Source organism: Actinoplanes utahensis, from assembly GCF_016862455.1.
Lineage (GTDB): Bacteria > Actinomycetota > Actinomycetes > Mycobacteriales > Micromonosporaceae > Actinoplanes > Actinoplanes utahensis.
Genome location: NZ_BOMZ01000045.1, coordinates 16,671 through 31,394 on the forward strand (window position 1 = coordinate 16,671; position 14,724 = coordinate 31,394).

Annotated in this window: 13 protein-coding genes and 1 pseudogene; 10 read left to right on the forward strand and 4 right to left on the reverse strand. The window is 72.0% G+C overall.

Annotated features, from left to right (window positions below; translation table 11 throughout):
* Positions 1-206 precede the first annotated feature (206 nt).
* The 5 genes from Aut01nite_RS17095 (at position 207) to Aut01nite_RS17115 (ending at position 7,189) form a co-directional block, all read left to right on the forward strand.
* Positions 207-995: an FAD binding domain-containing protein gene (locus Aut01nite_RS17095; RefSeq protein WP_043527820.1), complete on the forward strand. Its 789-nt coding sequence runs from the start codon at positions 207-209 to the stop codon at positions 993-995.
* A gap of 31 nt (positions 996-1,026) precedes the next feature.
* Positions 1,027-3,681, forward strand: a complete 2,655-nt coding sequence (locus Aut01nite_RS17100; protein WP_043527878.1) for a molybdopterin-dependent oxidoreductase — start codon at positions 1,027-1,029, stop codon at positions 3,679-3,681.
* 142 nt (positions 3,682-3,823) lie between these two features.
* Positions 3,824-4,312, forward strand: coding sequence for a hypothetical protein (locus Aut01nite_RS17105; protein ID WP_052164043.1), 489 nt, complete (start codon positions 3,824-3,826; stop codon positions 4,310-4,312).
* Between the two features lie 66 nt (positions 4,313-4,378).
* On the forward strand, positions 4,379-6,616 hold the full coding sequence (gene secA2 / locus Aut01nite_RS17110; RefSeq protein WP_052164047.1) for an accessory Sec system translocase SecA2: 2,238 nt from the start codon (positions 4,379-4,381) through the stop codon (positions 6,614-6,616).
* A 33-nt stretch (positions 6,617-6,649) separates the two neighbouring features.
* Positions 6,650-7,189, forward strand: coding sequence for a flavoprotein (locus Aut01nite_RS17115; RefSeq protein ID WP_236642869.1), 540 nt, complete (start codon positions 6,650-6,652; stop codon positions 7,187-7,189).
* A 91-nt stretch (positions 7,190-7,280) separates the two neighbouring features.
* On the opposite strand, the gene Aut01nite_RS44825 is transcribed toward Aut01nite_RS17115, so the two are convergent.
* Together Aut01nite_RS44825 and Aut01nite_RS17125 are read right to left on the reverse strand one after the other, a co-directional pair.
* Positions 7,281-7,409, reverse strand: a complete 129-nt coding sequence (locus tag Aut01nite_RS44825) for a VOC family protein (RefSeq protein WP_373871503.1) — start codon at positions 7,407-7,409, stop codon at positions 7,281-7,283.
* 147 nt (positions 7,410-7,556) lie between these two features.
* Positions 7,557-8,030 carry an HIT family protein gene (locus tag Aut01nite_RS17125; RefSeq protein ID WP_043527816.1) on the reverse strand — a complete coding sequence of 158 codons (474 nt, stop codon included), beginning with the start codon at positions 8,028-8,030 and terminating at the stop codon, positions 7,557-7,559.
* A 601-nt stretch (positions 8,031-8,631) separates the two neighbouring features.
* On the opposite strand from Aut01nite_RS17125, the gene Aut01nite_RS17130 reads away from it, so the two are divergent.
* Positions 8,632-10,320 (forward strand): L-lactate permease, encoded by a 1,689-nt coding sequence (locus tag Aut01nite_RS17130; protein WP_043527814.1) that lies wholly within the window; start codon positions 8,632-8,634, stop codon positions 10,318-10,320.
* Between the two features lies 1 nt (position 10,321).
* Here the strand turns inward: Aut01nite_RS17130 and Aut01nite_RS17135 are convergent, their stop codons facing one another.
* Positions 10,322-11,107, reverse strand: coding sequence for an AraC family transcriptional regulator (locus Aut01nite_RS17135; RefSeq protein ID WP_043527812.1), 786 nt, complete (start codon positions 11,105-11,107; stop codon positions 10,322-10,324).
* 50 nt (positions 11,108-11,157) lie between these two features.
* Between Aut01nite_RS17135 and Aut01nite_RS17140 the strand changes: the two genes are divergently transcribed.
* Complete coding sequence (locus Aut01nite_RS17140) at positions 11,158-11,568, forward strand: DUF2000 domain-containing protein (RefSeq protein ID WP_201775563.1); 411 nt, start codon at positions 11,158-11,160, stop codon at positions 11,566-11,568.
* Here the strand turns inward: Aut01nite_RS17140 and Aut01nite_RS17145 are convergent.
* Entirely contained in the window at positions 11,543-12,457 is a 915-nt protein-coding gene (locus tag Aut01nite_RS17145; RefSeq protein WP_052164042.1) for an Acg family FMN-binding oxidoreductase, read from the reverse strand. The genes Aut01nite_RS17140 and Aut01nite_RS17145 overlap by 26 nt on opposite strands.
* Positions 12,458-12,579: 122 nt before the next feature.
* Here Aut01nite_RS17145 and Aut01nite_RS17150 point away from each other — a divergent pair, with 122 nt between their 5' ends.
* The 3 genes and pseudogenes from Aut01nite_RS17150 to Aut01nite_RS17160 all read left to right on the forward strand — a co-directional run bounded on the left by Aut01nite_RS17150 (position 12,580) and on the right by Aut01nite_RS17160 (position 14,608).
* A complete protein-coding gene (locus Aut01nite_RS17150) occupies positions 12,580-13,107 on the forward strand; it encodes an EXLDI protein (protein ID WP_043527808.1) in 528 nt (175 codons plus the stop codon).
* A 20-nt stretch (positions 13,108-13,127) separates the two neighbouring features.
* Positions 13,128-13,781 (forward strand): annotated as a pseudogene (locus Aut01nite_RS17155) (ABC transporter ATP-binding protein); the annotation flags it as partial.
* 62 nt (positions 13,782-13,843) lie between these two features.
* The gene (locus tag Aut01nite_RS17160; protein WP_043527807.1) at positions 13,844-14,608 is read left to right on the forward strand and encodes an ABC transporter permease; all 765 of its coding nucleotides are present in this window, start codon (positions 13,844-13,846) and stop codon (positions 14,606-14,608) included.
* Positions 14,609-14,724 lie beyond the last annotated feature (116 nt).

The following is a 14,724-nucleotide window of genomic DNA, read 5'->3' on the forward strand; positions in this document are numbered from 1 at the left end:
GACGATGAAGCGGTATCCGGTGGTGACTCGGCATCGCCACCGCGACTGATCGAACGCGTTCCCTTGCCGGCCTCTGCACCCCCTGCTGACCAGGGGATTCGCCGAGAACAGGGCGGCCGGCCGATCGGCCGCGGAAAGCGGGACGGGTTCATGATCGGCACGGAAGATCGCTGAGAACCGAAACACGGGACGCGTAGCGTAATCGCGTGGATCTGCACACCGTCACCGAAGTGATCAGCCCTGCCGCGCCCGGCCAGTGGCGGCCCGGCGACGCCTGGATGGGCGGGGGGACCGCCCTCTTCGGCGAGCCGCGCCCGCACCTCAACCGGCTGCTCGACCTGACGGCCGCCGGCTGGCCGCCACTCACCGTCACCGGTGAGCATGTCGAGATCGCGGCCACCTGCACCATCGCCGAACTGGCCGGACGGCTCGGCCGGCACGGCATCGTGCTCCAGTGCTGCCACGCGTTCCTGGCCAGCTTCAAGATCTGGAACGTGGCCACGGTCGGCGGCAACCTGTGCGCCGCGCTCCCGGCCGGGCCGATGATCTCCCTGAGCGTGGCCCTCGGCGCGACCTGCGTACTGATCGGGCCGGACGGCGCGGAACGGCTGGTGCCGGCCGCGGACTTCGTCACCGGCGAGGGCACCACCGTGCTGCGGGACGGGGAGTTCCTGCGGGCGATCCGGATCGAGTCGACGGCCTTGAGCGCGCGTACGGCGTACCGCAGAGGCTCCCTGCACCGCCATGGCCGCTCGGCCGTGCTGCTGATCGGCCGGGCGGAACCCGCCGGAGGACTGTCGCTCACCGTGACCGCCGCGACCCGCCGGCCGTACGTCCTCCGTTTCCCCGCGCCGCCGTCGCCGGCCGACGTCGAGGCCGCCCTCGACACCATCCCCGCCGGGCAGTACGTCGACGACGTGCACGGCCGCCCGGTGTGGCGGCGGCACCTGACCCGCCGCTACGCGTCGCAGATCCGGGCCGAACTGGCCGCATGACCCGGCCGTGGGCCGGCAGGAAGGCAACATCATGACCATCGAGATCAACGGGACACCGCACGAGCGTCAGCCCCGGCCCGGTCAGTGCCTGCGCACCTACCTGCGCGAGGAGGGCTGCTTCGGCGTCAAGAAGGGCTGCGACGCGGGCGACTGCGGAGCGTGCACGGTGCACGTCGACGGCACCCCGGTGCACTCCTGCGTCTACCCCGCCTTCCGCGCGCGGGGGCGCAGCGTCACCACGATCGAGGGCCTGGCCGCCGGGGCGGAGCTCCACCCGGTGCAGCAGAGCTTCCTCGACGCCCAGGGCTTCCAGTGCGGGTTCTGCACCGCGGGCATGATCATGACGACGGCCGCGCTCACCGATGATCAGAAAGCCGACCTGCCGCGCTCCCTCAAAGGCAATCTGTGCAGGTGTACGGGCTATCGCGCGATCACCGACGCCATCGAGGGACGGGCCGCGGCCGTGTGCCCCCGCGCGGGTGACGCCGTCGGATCGAGCCTCGGCGCGCCCGCCGGCCCGCAGGTGGTCACCGGGACCGCCCGGTACACGTTCGACCTCGACGTGCCCGGGATGCTGCATCTCAAGGTGCTGCGGTCGCCGCACGCGCACGCCCGGATCCTGTCGATCGACGAGACGCAGGCCCTCGCCGTCCCCGGGGTCGAGGCGGTGCTGACGTACAAGGACGCCCCGGACCGGTTGTTCTCGACGGCGCAGCACGAGAACGAGGCCGAGGATCCGTACGACACCCGGGTGCTCGACGACGTGCTGCGGTTCACCGGTCAGCGGGTGGCGGCGGTGGTCGCGACGACCGAGGCGGCCGCGGAGGAGGGGGTACGGCGGCTGCGGGTCGAGTACGAGGTCCGGCCCGCGGTGATCGACCCGTTCGCGGCGATGGAGCCGGGGGCGCCGCTGGTGCACGGGGACAAGGGGGTCGCGCAGGGGATCCTGCGGGCGGACGCGAACGTGGTGGGGGAGTTGCACGCCACGCTGGGCGACGTCGAGGCGGGCTTCGCGGCGGCCGACGCCGTGTTCGAGGCGACCTTCCGGACGCCCCGCGTGCAGCATGCGAGCCTGGAGACGCACGGCGCCGTCGGCTGGCTCGACGACGACGACCGCCTGGTCATCCGGTCCAGCACGCAGACCCCGTTCCTGACCCGGCGGGCCGTGTCCCGGCTCTTCGGCTTCCCGCTGGAGCGAGTGCGGGTCGTCGCGGGACGGGTCGGCGGCGGGTTCGGTGGCAAGCAGGAGATGCTCGTCGAGGATCTCGTCGCGCTGGCGGTCCTGCGCACCGGCCGCCCGGTCAAATGGGAGTACACCCGGGCCGAGCAGTTCACCGGCGCGACCACCCGGCACCCGTTCGTCGTCACCGTCAAGGCGGGCGCGACGGCCTCGGGCGAGCTGACCGCGCTGCAGTTGAACGTCCTCGTCGACACCGGCGCCTACGGCAACCACGGCCCGTCCGTCATGCACCACGGCTGCCACGAGACCGTCGCGGTCTACAAGTGCGGGAACATCCGTACCGACGCCTACACGGTGTACACCCACACGGTGCCCGCCGGCGCGTTCCGCGGTTACGGCCTGGGCCAGGTCACCTTCGCCGTCGAACAGGCCGTCGACGAGCTCGCCCGCATGATCGGCATGGATCCGGTCGCGTTCCGCGAGCGCAGCGTGGTCCGCCCCGGCGACGACCTCACCGCTCCCGGCGCGCACGTCCCCGACCTCGGCATCGCCAGTTACGGCCTGGACCAGTGCCTGGACCGCATGCGCGCCGCCGCCGCCACCACCGACGAGGCCCCCGAAGGCTGGCTGACCGGCGACGGCATGGCCATCGCGATGATCGCCGCCGGCCCGCCCGGCGGCCACTTCGCCGACGCCACGGTGACCCTGCTTCCCGACGGCCGTTACGAGGTGTCGGTCGGCACCGCCGAGTTCGGCAACGGCAGCACCACCGTCCACGCCCAGATCGTCGCCGACGAACTGCACACCACCGCGGACCGCATCGTCATCCGCCAGTCCGACACCGACGTGGTCCGCCACGACACCGGCGCCTTCGCCTCCACCGGCGTCGTCGTCGCCGGCCAGGCCGTCCTGCGCGCCGCCCGCGCGCTCCGCGCCGAGATCCTCTCCCGCCTCGGCCACACCCCCGCCGAGACGCGTGCTCTCGCCGACCTCGACCCCGCCACCCTGGCCCCGCTCTCCGCGACCGGTCACTTCGACGGCACGCCCCGCTCGGTCGCCTTCAACGCCCACTTCTTCCGCGTCGCCGTCGACCCGGACAGCGGCGAGCTGCGCATCCTCCGCTCCGTCCACAGCGCCGATGCCGGAACCGTCATGAACCCGCTCCAACTCCGCGGACAGATCGAAGGCGGCGTCGCCCAGGCCCTCGGCGCCACCCTCGCCGAACACCTCGACATCTCCGGCGCCGGCGAGGTCACCACCGCCGCGTTCCGCCAGTACCACCTGCCCACCGTCGCCGACACCCCGTTCACCGAGGTCTACTTCGCCGACACCACCGACGCGATCGGCCCGCTGGGCGCCAAGTCGATGAGCGAGTCCCCGTACAACCCGGTGTCGCCCGCCCTGGCCAACGCCCTCCGCGACGCCCTCGGCCTCCGTCTCACCGACCTGCCGTTCACCGCCGACCGCATCTGGCAGGCCCTGAACCCCTCCGCCGGCACGCCGTGAGCCGTCACCCACCGCACTCGCCGAACCGGCTCCCCGTCCCGGCGGCCTCGTCCCTCGCGGCAGGCGGTCGTCGTGTCCGGCCGACGCCGCCCGCCGAGCGCGCCCGCACCGACCTCCGCTGACGATCGAGCACGGGGAGACAGTGGAACTGCGGGCAGAGGCGTGGCTGCAGGCCAGCCATCGATTGTTCGCGATCGTGGACGGGGAGACCAGCGAGATCCCGGTCGCCCGCGGCTACGCCAACGGGCTCATCGAGCCGGTCCGCAAGGGTGCCTGTGTCGCGACGGGGATCCGCAGCGGTGGGGTTCACGTGACGATCCTGATCAGGGACGACCCGGCCGGGTCGGTGGAGGACGGCTGGGACGAGGTCGCCGAGGTGTCCGTCCGGTCCCGCAAGGGCGACCTCAACGTCCGTTCCATCGATGACTGGCCCGACCTGCCGACGCTCAGCCTGGCCGGGTCGGGGACCTACCGGATCCGCGCCCACGCCCGGGGCCGGGACGACGATCCCCATGGCAGTGTCTCCAGGTCGACCGAGTTCTACCGATTCGAGAGCTGGCCGGCCCCGGCGGCCGAGCCGCTCCTGCTGCGCCACACCGACGCCCGCGGCGAGGAGTTGCGGCGAGCCTGAGCCAGCTCGGGCGCGACGAGGTGGCGGGGGAGGGGTACCGTGCGCGACCTGAGCGAGGGGGACACTGTGGCGCTTCCCGGGTGGCTGGAGTCGGCGCGGCGCTGGGCGGTGCGGCCGCCCGGCAGCACCGTCGACCTGGAGCCGCTGTGGGCGCGGGTGCGGCAGGCGGGAGCGCTGGAGAGCGAGTTCGCCCGGCTCAGCGACGGGGAGCTGGTCGCCCGGCCCGAGTTCTGTGCCGTCGCGCGCGAGGTCGCCCGGCGCGAGCTGGGTCTGCGGCCGCACGACGAGCAGCTGGTCGGCGCGCTCGCCCTGATGGACGGGCACGTCGTGCAGGCGGCCACCGGCGAGGGCAAGACGTTGACGGCGGCGATCGCGGCGGCCGCGCTGAGCGCTGCCGGGCCGGTGCACGTGCTGACCGTCAACGACTATCTGGCGCGGCGGGACACCGAGTGGATGTGGCCGTTCTACCAGCGGCTCGGTGTCACGGCGGGGTGGGTGGCGGAGGGTTCGGCGACACCGGAGCGGCGTACGGCGTACCACCGCGATGTCACCTATGTCTCGGTGAACGAGGCGGGCTTCGACTTCCTGCGGGACGGCCTGTGCACCGACGTCGCCGACCGGGTGCAGCGGCCGCTCGGCGCGGTGATCGTCGACGAGGCCGACTCGATCCTGGTCGACGAGGCGCGGGTGCCGCTGGTGCTGGCCGGTTCCACGCTGGACGGGCCGGATCTGGCGCTCGGGATGGCGGGGCTGATCCGCGGGCTGCGCCGAGGCGAGCACTACACGCTCGCCGACGAGGAACGGGCCGTCCACCTGACCGCCGAGGGCGCCGACGTCCTGGAACGCGGGCTCGGCGGCGTGCACCTGTACGCCGCCGAGAACCTGGACCTGCTCACCGCCGCGAACCTGGCGTTGCACGCGGAGGCGCTGCTCACGCGGGACGTCGACTACATCGTCCGGGACGGCCGGGTGGAGCTGGTGGACGGTTTCCTCGGCCGGGTCGCGCAGCGCCGCCGCTGGCCGGACGGGCTGCAGTCGGCAGTCGAGGCCAAGGAGGGGGTCCGCGCCAGTGGCGGCGGCAGCATCCTCGCCACGATCACCCTCCAGGCGTTCCTCAACCAGTACACCCGTCTCGCCGGCATGAGCGGCACCGCGATCGGCGTCGGCGAGCAGCTGCGCGAGTTCTACCGCCTGGAGATCGCCGTGCTGCCGCCGCACCGCCCGTGCGTGCGCCGCGACGAACCGGACCGCGTCCACGAGACCACCGAGGCCCGGGACGCCGCCGTGATCGCCGAGGTGGCGGCCGTGCACGCGACCGGCCGCCCGATCCTGCTCGCCACCCCGGCCGTCGCCGACTCGGAGGCGCTCGGCGCACGGCTGCGCGAGGAGGGCATCGACTGCACGGTGCTGAACGCGAAGAACGACGCGATGGAGGCCGCGATCGTCGCCGAGGCGGGGCTGCCCGGCGCGGTGACCGTGTCCACGCAGATGTCCGGGCGGGGCGTCGACATCCGGCTCGGCGGCAGCGACCAGCGGGAGCACGACCGGGTCGCGGCGCTCGGCGGCCTCTACGTGATCGGGGTGGGCCGGCACGACAGCGGCCGTGTCGACGATCAGATCCGGGGGCGGGCCGGCCGGCAGGGCGACCCCGGTGGCTCGGTGTTCTTCGTCAGCCTGCAGGACGAGCTGATCAGGCGGTACGCCCCGGAGAAGCGCCCGCGTTCCGCCGCTGGGGCCCAACGTGTCGCCGAACAGGTCCACCTGGAGATCCACCGCAACACGTGGCGCTACCACTACCTGCTCGAACAGCACCGGGTCGCGATGACCGCGCTGCGTGCGGAGGTGCTCACCACCACCCGCGGCAGCACGATGATGGCCGCGCTGCGCCCCGCCGAACACGCCGCCCTGGTCCGCGCGCACGGCCCCGCCCGGGTCGCCGAGGCCGCCCGCGCCATCGTCCTGCACCATCTCGACGCCGCCTGGGCCGGCCATCTGGACGAGATGGCCACCCTGCGCGAGGGCATCCACCTGCGGGCCGTCGCCAACCTGGACCCGCTCGACGAGTTCCACCGGGCCGCGATCCCGGCCTTCAAACGGCTGATCCCCGCCGCCTCGGAGCAGGCCGCCGCCGTCTTCGCCACCCTCGACCTGTCCGGCGAGGACTGGTCGCTGTCCCGGCTCGGCCTCGACCGCCCCAGCGCCACCTGGACCTACGTCGTCGACGACGACGCGCTGGGCACCGGTCTGGACCACTTCCTCGCCGGTCTGCTGGCCCTGTTCCGCGCCGGTCCCCGCGCCCGCTGATCGGCCACCGGCCCCCGGTGGTACATGTTGACCATGAGCCGGACCCTTTACGTCATCGTGTGCGCCGCCGGAGTCGCGTCCGGGGTCGGGCGCCTGATCGCCCTGGCTCAGGAGGACGGCTGGACGGTGCAGGTGATCGCCACCCCGTCGGCGCTCGCCTTCATCGACACCGCGGCGCTGAAGGAGCAGACCGGCCGCCCGGTCCGCAGCCGCTACCGCGCCCCCACCGACCCGCGCCCGCCGCGCGCCGACGCGATCATCCTGGCGCCGGCCACGTACAACACGATCAACAAGTTCGCCCACGGGTTCGCCGACACGTACGCGCTGGGCCTGCTCGCCGAAGCCCCCGGCCTCGGCATCCCGGTCGTCGTCCTGCCGTGCGTGCAGACCGCCCTGGCGTCGCGCCTCCCGTTTCGCCGCAGCGTCGACGACCTCCGCGCCGAAGGCGTCGACGTCCTGCTCGGCCCGGGCGCTCTCGAGCCGCACGAGCCCGGCTCCTCCGACCCCGGCGAATTCCCCTGGCATCTGCCGGTCCAGGCCCTGAGATCGAAACCCTTGCGGGGTACGCCGTGAGCACTCCCGACGGTGATCAAGTTCTGGAACGGCTTCGTGCCGACCTCCCCCGCCGTGGTCCGCCGGGCGGGGCCGCAGGCGGCCTCGCCGGTCAGTTCGCGCTGTCGTGGACGGTCACGGCGTAGCCGTCGGCGTCACGGAAGGTGAAGGTGCGGCCGAACGGGCCGTCGACCGGGGCGGTGCCGATCGGGACGCCGGCCGCGTCCAGGTCGTCGTGCAGGACTGGGCGTCATCGGCGTGCAACCACAGGGCGACGCCGGTGCCCGGATGCGGGACGGCGGCGTCCAGGTCGACGCCGGACAGCGGGGCGCGCACGGCGAACCCGATCGGGCCGGCGGCGAAGACGACCGCGGGGCCGGCACCGCCGTCATCCATCTCCCATGACAGCCGCCAGGTGGCGTTGGACCACGTTCCGGATCGGGTCGTGGGCCGGGCCGAGGGCAGTCGCCGGGTCGGACCAGCGTTCCCGCGGATAGAGCCAGACCGGCCGGCCGACGATCTCCGGCGGCTCCCAGTCGTACCGCGGCCAGATGTGCGCGTGCAGGTACGGATCGGTATTGCCGAGAATCTCCAGGTTGATCCGGCGGAAGGCGGGATCGAGCTCGGCGCAGGCCCGTTCCACCGCTTCCCCGAGCCGTTCCATACTGTCCAGAAAGGCCAGCCGTCGTGGCCGCGGCAGATCGCTGAGCCGCCCGGCGGCCGGATCATCGGTCAGCAGCAGGCAATACCCGGGCAGCCACTGCACATCCCCGATCACCGCGAACCCTCCCGGCAACCGCCGGAGAACCGTCGGATTCTCCCCACCCAGCGCCGCCCCGACCCGATCCTTTCGCCAATCCATCACCCCACCATCCTCGCCTCCCGCAACCCCGCCTTCCGGCCCCGCCCGCGCCTGGCCTCACCTGTGCCGCCCGTGCCTGTGCCGCCCGTGCCTGTGCCGCCCGGCGCCCGCGCCCGCGTCCGCGCCGCCCGCGGTGCCCGCCCGCGCCTCGTGCGAACCGCGCCATCTCTTCCTCCGCCACCCGTGACCGCCTGGGCCTCAGAAGACTCGCGCCCTTCGTCTGCCTCGAACCCATTCCGACCCGAACCCCCTGCGGCCCGCAACGTCATCTCTGCCCTGGCCGCCCTCAATGAACTAGCCTCCTAGGATGCGCTACAGGTTGTGAGGTCCTGTCGGGGCAGCGACAGATCTTGACCGGCTGGCTCTCAGCGCTGTCTCGCGCCCCGGTTGAAGCAGCACTGAGAGCCAGCCGAGACACCTCGGCCGGCCGGAAGGAATCGGGGCCGGGCGGTCCCGCCCGTTGACGGCGGGCCCGGCTGTCGCTGCGACGCGGGTGGGGCCGAGTGGCTCGGGCTGGAGCGGGGTCGGTGGTGAGCGCTTGCGGTTCGGGGGGAGGGGACTAGATTGCCGGATAGCTGATCGATGAACCTGGATGGCTGTCATGTTTGAACAGTTCACGATCGTGACCGATCCGGTGGGGGGATCCGTCGCGCTGTCCGCGATCTTCGCCTCGTTGTCGCTGCTGACGCTGTTCCTGCTGCTCGGTCTGGTGCGGATGCGGGCCTGGCTGGCCGGCCTGATCTCGCTCGGGGTGGCGCTGGTCGTCGCGGTGGCGGTCTATTCGATGCCGATCGGGCAGGCGCTGCTGTCGGCCAGTGAGGGTGCGGCGTTCGGGTTCTTCCCGATTCTGTGGATCGTCCTCAACGCCATCTGGGTCTACAACCTGACCGTGGTGAGCGGGCATTTCGACGTGCTGCGGCGGTCGATGGAGCGGGTCAGCCCGGACATGCGGATCCAGGCGATCATCGTGGCGTTCTGTTTCGGCGCGCTTCTGGAGGCCCTTGCCGGGTTCGGTACGCCGGTCGCCGTGACCGTGGTGATGTTGATGGCGCTCGGGTTCCGGCCGTTGCAGGCGGCGGCCGTGGCGTTGATCGCGAACACCGCCCCGGTCGCGTTCGGCGCTCTGGCCACGCCGATCGTCACGCTGGGCACGGTGACGTCGGGTGCGGTCGCCGATCCGCGGCTCAACGCCGACACGCTGGGGGCGATGGTGGGCCGGCAGACTCCGATCCTCGCGGTGGTCGTACCGCTGGTGCTCGTGGCGGTGGTGGACGGGCGCCGTGGCGTCCGGCAGACCTGGCCGGTCGCTCTCGTCGCGGGGTTGACGTTCGGGGTCAGTCAGTTCGTCGCGGCGAACTACATCTCGGTTCCGCTCACCGACATCGTCGCCGCCCTTGTCGCGGCGGCCGCCGTGGTCCTGTTGCTGCGTGTGTGGCGTCCGTCGGAGAGTCCGGACCTGCACGCCGAGCCTGCGGCCGGGGCGGGGGAGGTCGCCGATCCCGGGCCGGTGGAGGGCGGGGGAGTGGCGGTTCGCCGGGATGCGCCGGTGGAGGTGCTGCGGGCGTACGCGCCGTACCTGATCATCATCGCCATCTTCTCGATCGCGAACCTGGGCCCGATCAAGACCGTTCTCGCCGGGGAGCCGTGGACCGTCGTGTTCCCGTGGCCGGGTCTGGACATCGTCGGCGCCGACGGCAAGGCTCTCGCGTCGACGAACTTCACGTTCGGCTGGCTGCCCGCGGCCGGCACCCTGATGATCCTGGCCGGTGTCCTGACCGCGATCGTCCTGCGGATCCGCCCGGTCGACGCGGTGAAGGCGTACGCCCGTACCTACGTCGAACTGCGGCATGCGATCGTGACGGTGATGGCGGTGCTGGCTCTGGCGTACGTCCTCAATCAGTCCGGGCAGACCGCGACCCTCGGTGAGTTCCTGGCCGCCACCGGCGGTGTCTTCGTGTTCCTGTCGTCGATCCTCGGCTGGATCGGCGTGGCCGTGACCGGTTCGGATACGTCGTCGAACGCGTTGTTCGGGGCTCTGCAGGTGCAGACGGCGGTGCAGGCCGGGCTGGATCCGGTGCTGCTGGCGGCGGCGAACTCGTCCGGCGGCGTGCTCGGCAAGATGATCAGCCCGCAGAACCTGGCGATCGCGGCCTCGGCGGTCGGCATGGCCGGTAAGGAGGGTGACATCTTCCGGCGGGTGGTCGGCTGGAGTCTGGTCCTGCTGCTGTTCATGTGTGTGCTGGTGACCTTGCAGGGGACTCCGGTGCTGGACTGGATGGTGCCCCGTTAGGTCACGGTGAGGTGCCGGCGGTGAAGCGGCCGGGGGTGACGCCGAGGATGCGTTTGAAGTGGCGGTTGAGGTGGGGCTGGTCGTGGAAGCCGCTGGCGGCGGCGACGGTGCGCAGGGGCTGGCCGGTGAGGATGAGGCGGCGGGCCACGTCGACGCGGCGGGAGACGACGTACTGGTGCGGGGTCATGCCGTAGGCGCGGCGGAACGAGCGGACCAGGTGTGCCGGGTCGAAGTGCAGGAGCGCGGCGGCGGTGGACAGGGGCAGGCCGTCGACGATGTGTTCTTCGAGAAGGTCGCGGAGGGTGACGGCGGCGGCCCGCGACGGCGGGCGCCGGTCGGCGGTGTCCCCGAGGTGGGTGCGGAGCCGGGCGAGGGCGAGGGTCAGCAGGTCTTCGGCGAGAGGGGTCTCTCCGGGGGTACGCAGGAGGCGGTGCACCCTTGAGATCGTGTCGTGCAGGGGCTGGTCGGTGATGGCGGGGGTGTCGATGGTGGCGCCGGTGAGGCGTACCGGGAGCTGGTTCTCCTCGAGGTAGAGGACGCGTTTGCGGAAGCCGCCGGGCCGGGCCGAGGTGCCGTTGTGCGGGATGCGGGGTGGCAGCACGGTGACGAGGTCGCCGAAGGCGCCGCGTTCGTGCCGGTCGAGGTCGTAGCGGACGGCGCCGTCGTCGACGAGCAGCACGGTCCAGGTGTCGTGGGCGTGCATGGGGTAGGCGTGTTGCTCGAACCGGGCGTGCAGCACCTCGGCGATCCCGGGCAGTGGCGGGCGCCAGGAGCGGAGCAGAGGCACGTCAAAAGCGTACAAGACCTGGTGGTGGGGTTCGGCCGACGATGGGGCGCATGAGGTTCTCCACCAAGATCGCGGTTGTGTTGCGCGACGACCTGCTCACCTGGCAGCGGTTGAATGTCACCGCTTTTCTCGTCTCGGGTCTCGGTACGGCTGTTCCGGAGGTGGTGGGGCAGCCGTACCTCGACGCCGATGAGGTGGCGTATCTGCCGATGTTCCGGCAGCCGGTGATGGTGTTCGAGGGTGGTGGTGAGGTGCTGGCGGCGGCGCATGGGCGGGCGTTGCGGAGTGCGGTGCCGATGTCGGTGTTCACGTCGGATCTGTTCGCGACCGGGCACGACGGCGCCAATCGGGAGGCGGTGCGCGCGGTCCGTACGGCTGATCTGGATCTGGTGGGGTTGGCCGTGCACGGGCCGCGCTCGGGTGTCGACAAGATCGTCAAGGGTGCGCGGATGCACCCGTGAACAGGTAGGACGTGGTTTCCGCCTCCGGTCGCCGTGGTGTGGCCGGGGGCGGTTCGTCGTCGGTCGGGTAGCCGGTGCGGATGACCAGGTAGGGCTGGGCGGGTCCGCCGATGAGGGTGGCGAGCATGCCGCGGGGCCAGGGGGCTTCGACGAGTTCGCTCATCGGGGAGCAGGCGACGCCGTGGACGGTGGCGGTGAGCAGCAGGGCGGACAGGGCCTCGCCGGCGCGGAGCCAGTCGGGGGCGCCGGTGCCGTGCAGGACGAGGTAGCGGGCGCCGATGTCGCCGTCGCCGGTGGCGGGTCCGTGCAGGGCGCGGAGGGGTACGGGACGCCGGCCGCCGGCGGAGGGGCCGCCGGGAGCCCAGTGGGTGATCTCGGTGAGGTGGCCGGGGCGGTGGGCGGCGTCGCGGGCGGCGCGGGCGGTGGCGGCGGCGAGGAGGGGGACTTCGTCGCGGCGTACCGGATGGGTGTCGAGGCCGTGGACGCGCACGGCCCGCCGCAGATCGGCGATGATCTCGTCGCTGGGGGGTTGGGCGCGGAAGGCGCGCCGGTCGGTGTGTCGCCGGGTGATGGCGGCGGCGAGGTCGGTGTCGCGCTGGGGTGCGGGGTCGCCGAGGGTGAGCGTGGCGAGCGGGTCGGTGCCGCGGTCGACGGTGACGTCCCAGCCGAGGGCGTGCAGGGTGGTGACGGCGTGGTGCAGGGCGGCGCCGCAGCTGAGCCGGAGGAGGTGGTCGTCGGGGTCGAGGTGGGGGAGGTGGCGGGCGGGGTCCGGGCGGAGTTCGGCGGTGTGCCGGCCGATCCGCCACTGCCAGGGCTGGGTGTTGAGGATCGAGGGGGCGTGCCGGGCCAGGCGCGCCGCGTGGGCGAGAACTGCCGTCCGGGTGGTCATGATCCCAGCGTGGTCCGGTCAGTGCGGGCCTGGCAGGGTCGGAGGTCCTGTCCGCGAGTTCCATGGTCTATACGCATAGCCCATGTATATGTATACTCAACGTAGAGAGGGCGAGGTGCCCGATGCCCAACAAGACGATCTATGTCTCGGATGACGACCTGCAGCTTTTCGCGAGAGCTCAGGAGCTGTCCGGGGGCAACCTGTCGGCGACCATCTCCACTGCGCTGCGGCGTTACGTCGAGGCGATGGAGGGCCGCCGGGAGGGCTTCGAGGAGATCACGGTGAAGGTCGGCCCCAAACCGGGTCGCAAGGTCCGCTTCACCGGGGTTCTGCTCGGCGATTGGAACCGCACCACACCGAAAGGCTCCGACGAGCGGTTCCGGGTCTACCGCAGCCAGAAAGGCCGTTTCGTGGTGCACACGCAACGGTCCGAGGAACACTTCTGGTCCGGTGACCAGCGCGAGCCGGGCATCCGCGCGATGCTGCAGGCCTATCTCGGCTCGGCCCAGACCTGGGGAGTGCTGCCAGGCGAGGCCACCCTCGACGTGGTCGACACCGTCGAGGAGTTCCGTGAGCTCATCCCGTCCGACTTCTACGACGCGATCGCCTCCATCCTGGACCAGCCGGCGGTGGAGGACCTCGACATCTGACATCCGAGCATGGGAGTCCCATGATCACTGTTTCCGGGCTGCGCAAGTCGTTCGGCGGCCACGCCGTCCTCGACGGCGTCGACCTGACCGTGCCGCGCGGCACCGTCCACGCCCTGCTCGGCCCCAACGGGGCCGGCAAGACCACGATGGTGCACATCCTCACCACCCTGCTCGCCCCCGACGCCGGCCGGGTGGAGATCGGTGGCCACGACCTGCGCCGCGACCCGGGCGCCATCCGTGCGCTGATCGGGGTGACCGGACAGTTCTCCGCCGTCGACGTGTGGCTCACCGGCCGGGAGAATCTGCGTCTGGTCGCCGACCTGCGCCACCTCGCGCAGAGGTCCGCGATCGTCGGTGACCTGCTGACCCGCTTCGACCTCACCGGCGCCGCCGACCGGCCGGTGCACACCTACTCCGGTGGTATGCGCCGTCGCCTCGACCTGGCGATGACCCTGGTCGGCGACCCGAAGCTGATCTTCCTGGACGAGCCGACCACCGGCCTGGACCCACGCAGCCGCCGCACCATGTGGGAGATCGTCCGCGGCCTGGTCGCCGACGGCGTCACCATCTTCCTCACCACGCAGTACCTGGACGAGGCCGACCAGCTCGCCGACCGGATCAGCCTGCTCGACCACGGCGTGATCGTCGCCTCCGGCACCGCCGCCGAGCTGAAGGACTCCGTCGGCGCCGACTCCACCCTCGACGACGTGTTCTTCGCCCTGACCGGAGGCCTCCGATGAGTCACGTGATCGCCGACTCGGCCGTCATGCTGCGCCGCGACCTCAAGCACATGCTGCGGTTCCCGCTGATGACGATCTCCGGCATCGGTACGGCGACGCTGATGCTGCTGCTGTTCCACTACGTCTTCGGCGGAGCCGTGGGGGCCGCCGCCGACGGCGCCTACATCGACTATCTGGTGCCCGGCATCCTGCTGATGGCGATCGGTGGCGGCGGTTCCGCGACCGCGCTCAACGTCAACGCCGACATGCGCGAGGGCCTGATCACCCGCCTGCGCACGATGGCCGTCCCCCGGATCGCGGTGCTGTCCGGCCAGGTCGGCGGCAGCATGATCCGGACCCTGCTGAGCCTGCTGCTGGTCGTCGGGATCGCTTTCGCCTGCGGTTTCCGCCCTCAGGCGACCGCCGCCGGGTGGCTCGCCATCGCCGGTCTGCTGGCTTTGGCCACGTTCGCCGTCAGCTGGATCACCTGCGCTTTCGGCATCGTCGCCAAGACCGAGGCCGGCGCCAACTCGCTGTCCCTGCTGTTCACCTTCGGCACCTTCGTGAGCAGCGCCTTCGTGCCCACCGAGGCGATGAGCCCCGGCGCCCGCTGGATCGCCGAACACCAGCCCCTGACTCCCCTGATGGACACGGTCCGCAACCTGCTCGCCGGCCTTCCCGCCGGCGACGGCTGGCTTCCCGCCGTCCTGTGGTGGACGCTGCTGTCGATCGCCGGGATCCTCTGGTCCCGCGCCGTCTTCAACCGGCTTCCCGCCCGCTGACCCTGGCCGGCTCGACGGCAGCCCGCACACCACGACGGGCTGCCGTCTCCGGCGTGTCCCGCACCTTCCGGTCCCGCACCTTCCGGTCCCGCACCTTCCGGTCCCGCACCCTCCGG

Excerpts from the sequence above, each read along its gene's own strand:
- Aut01nite_RS17100 (WP_043527878.1), top strand. The coding sequence starts at position 1,027 with ATGACCATCGAGATCAACGGGACACCGCACGAGCGTCAGCCCCGGCCC.
- Aut01nite_RS17115 (WP_236642869.1), top strand. The coding sequence starts at position 6,650 with ATGAGCCGGACCCTTTACGTCATCGTGTGCGCCGCCGGAGTCGCGTCC.
- Aut01nite_RS17125 (WP_043527816.1), bottom strand. The coding sequence starts at position 8,030 with ATGGATTGGCGAAAGGATCGGGTCGGGGCGGCGCTGGGTGGGGAGAAT.
- Aut01nite_RS17130 (WP_043527814.1), top strand. The coding sequence starts at position 8,632 with ATGTTTGAACAGTTCACGATCGTGACCGATCCGGTGGGGGGATCCGTC.
- Aut01nite_RS17140 (WP_201775563.1), top strand. The coding sequence starts at position 11,158 with ATGAGGTTCTCCACCAAGATCGCGGTTGTGTTGCGCGACGACCTGCTC.
- Aut01nite_RS17145 (WP_052164042.1), bottom strand. The coding sequence starts at position 12,457 with ATGACCACCCGGACGGCAGTTCTCGCCCACGCGGCGCGCCTGGCCCGG.
- Aut01nite_RS17150 (WP_043527808.1), top strand. The coding sequence starts at position 12,580 with ATGCCCAACAAGACGATCTATGTCTCGGATGACGACCTGCAGCTTTTC.
- Aut01nite_RS17160 (WP_043527807.1), top strand. The coding sequence starts at position 13,844 with ATGAGTCACGTGATCGCCGACTCGGCCGTCATGCTGCGCCGCGACCTC.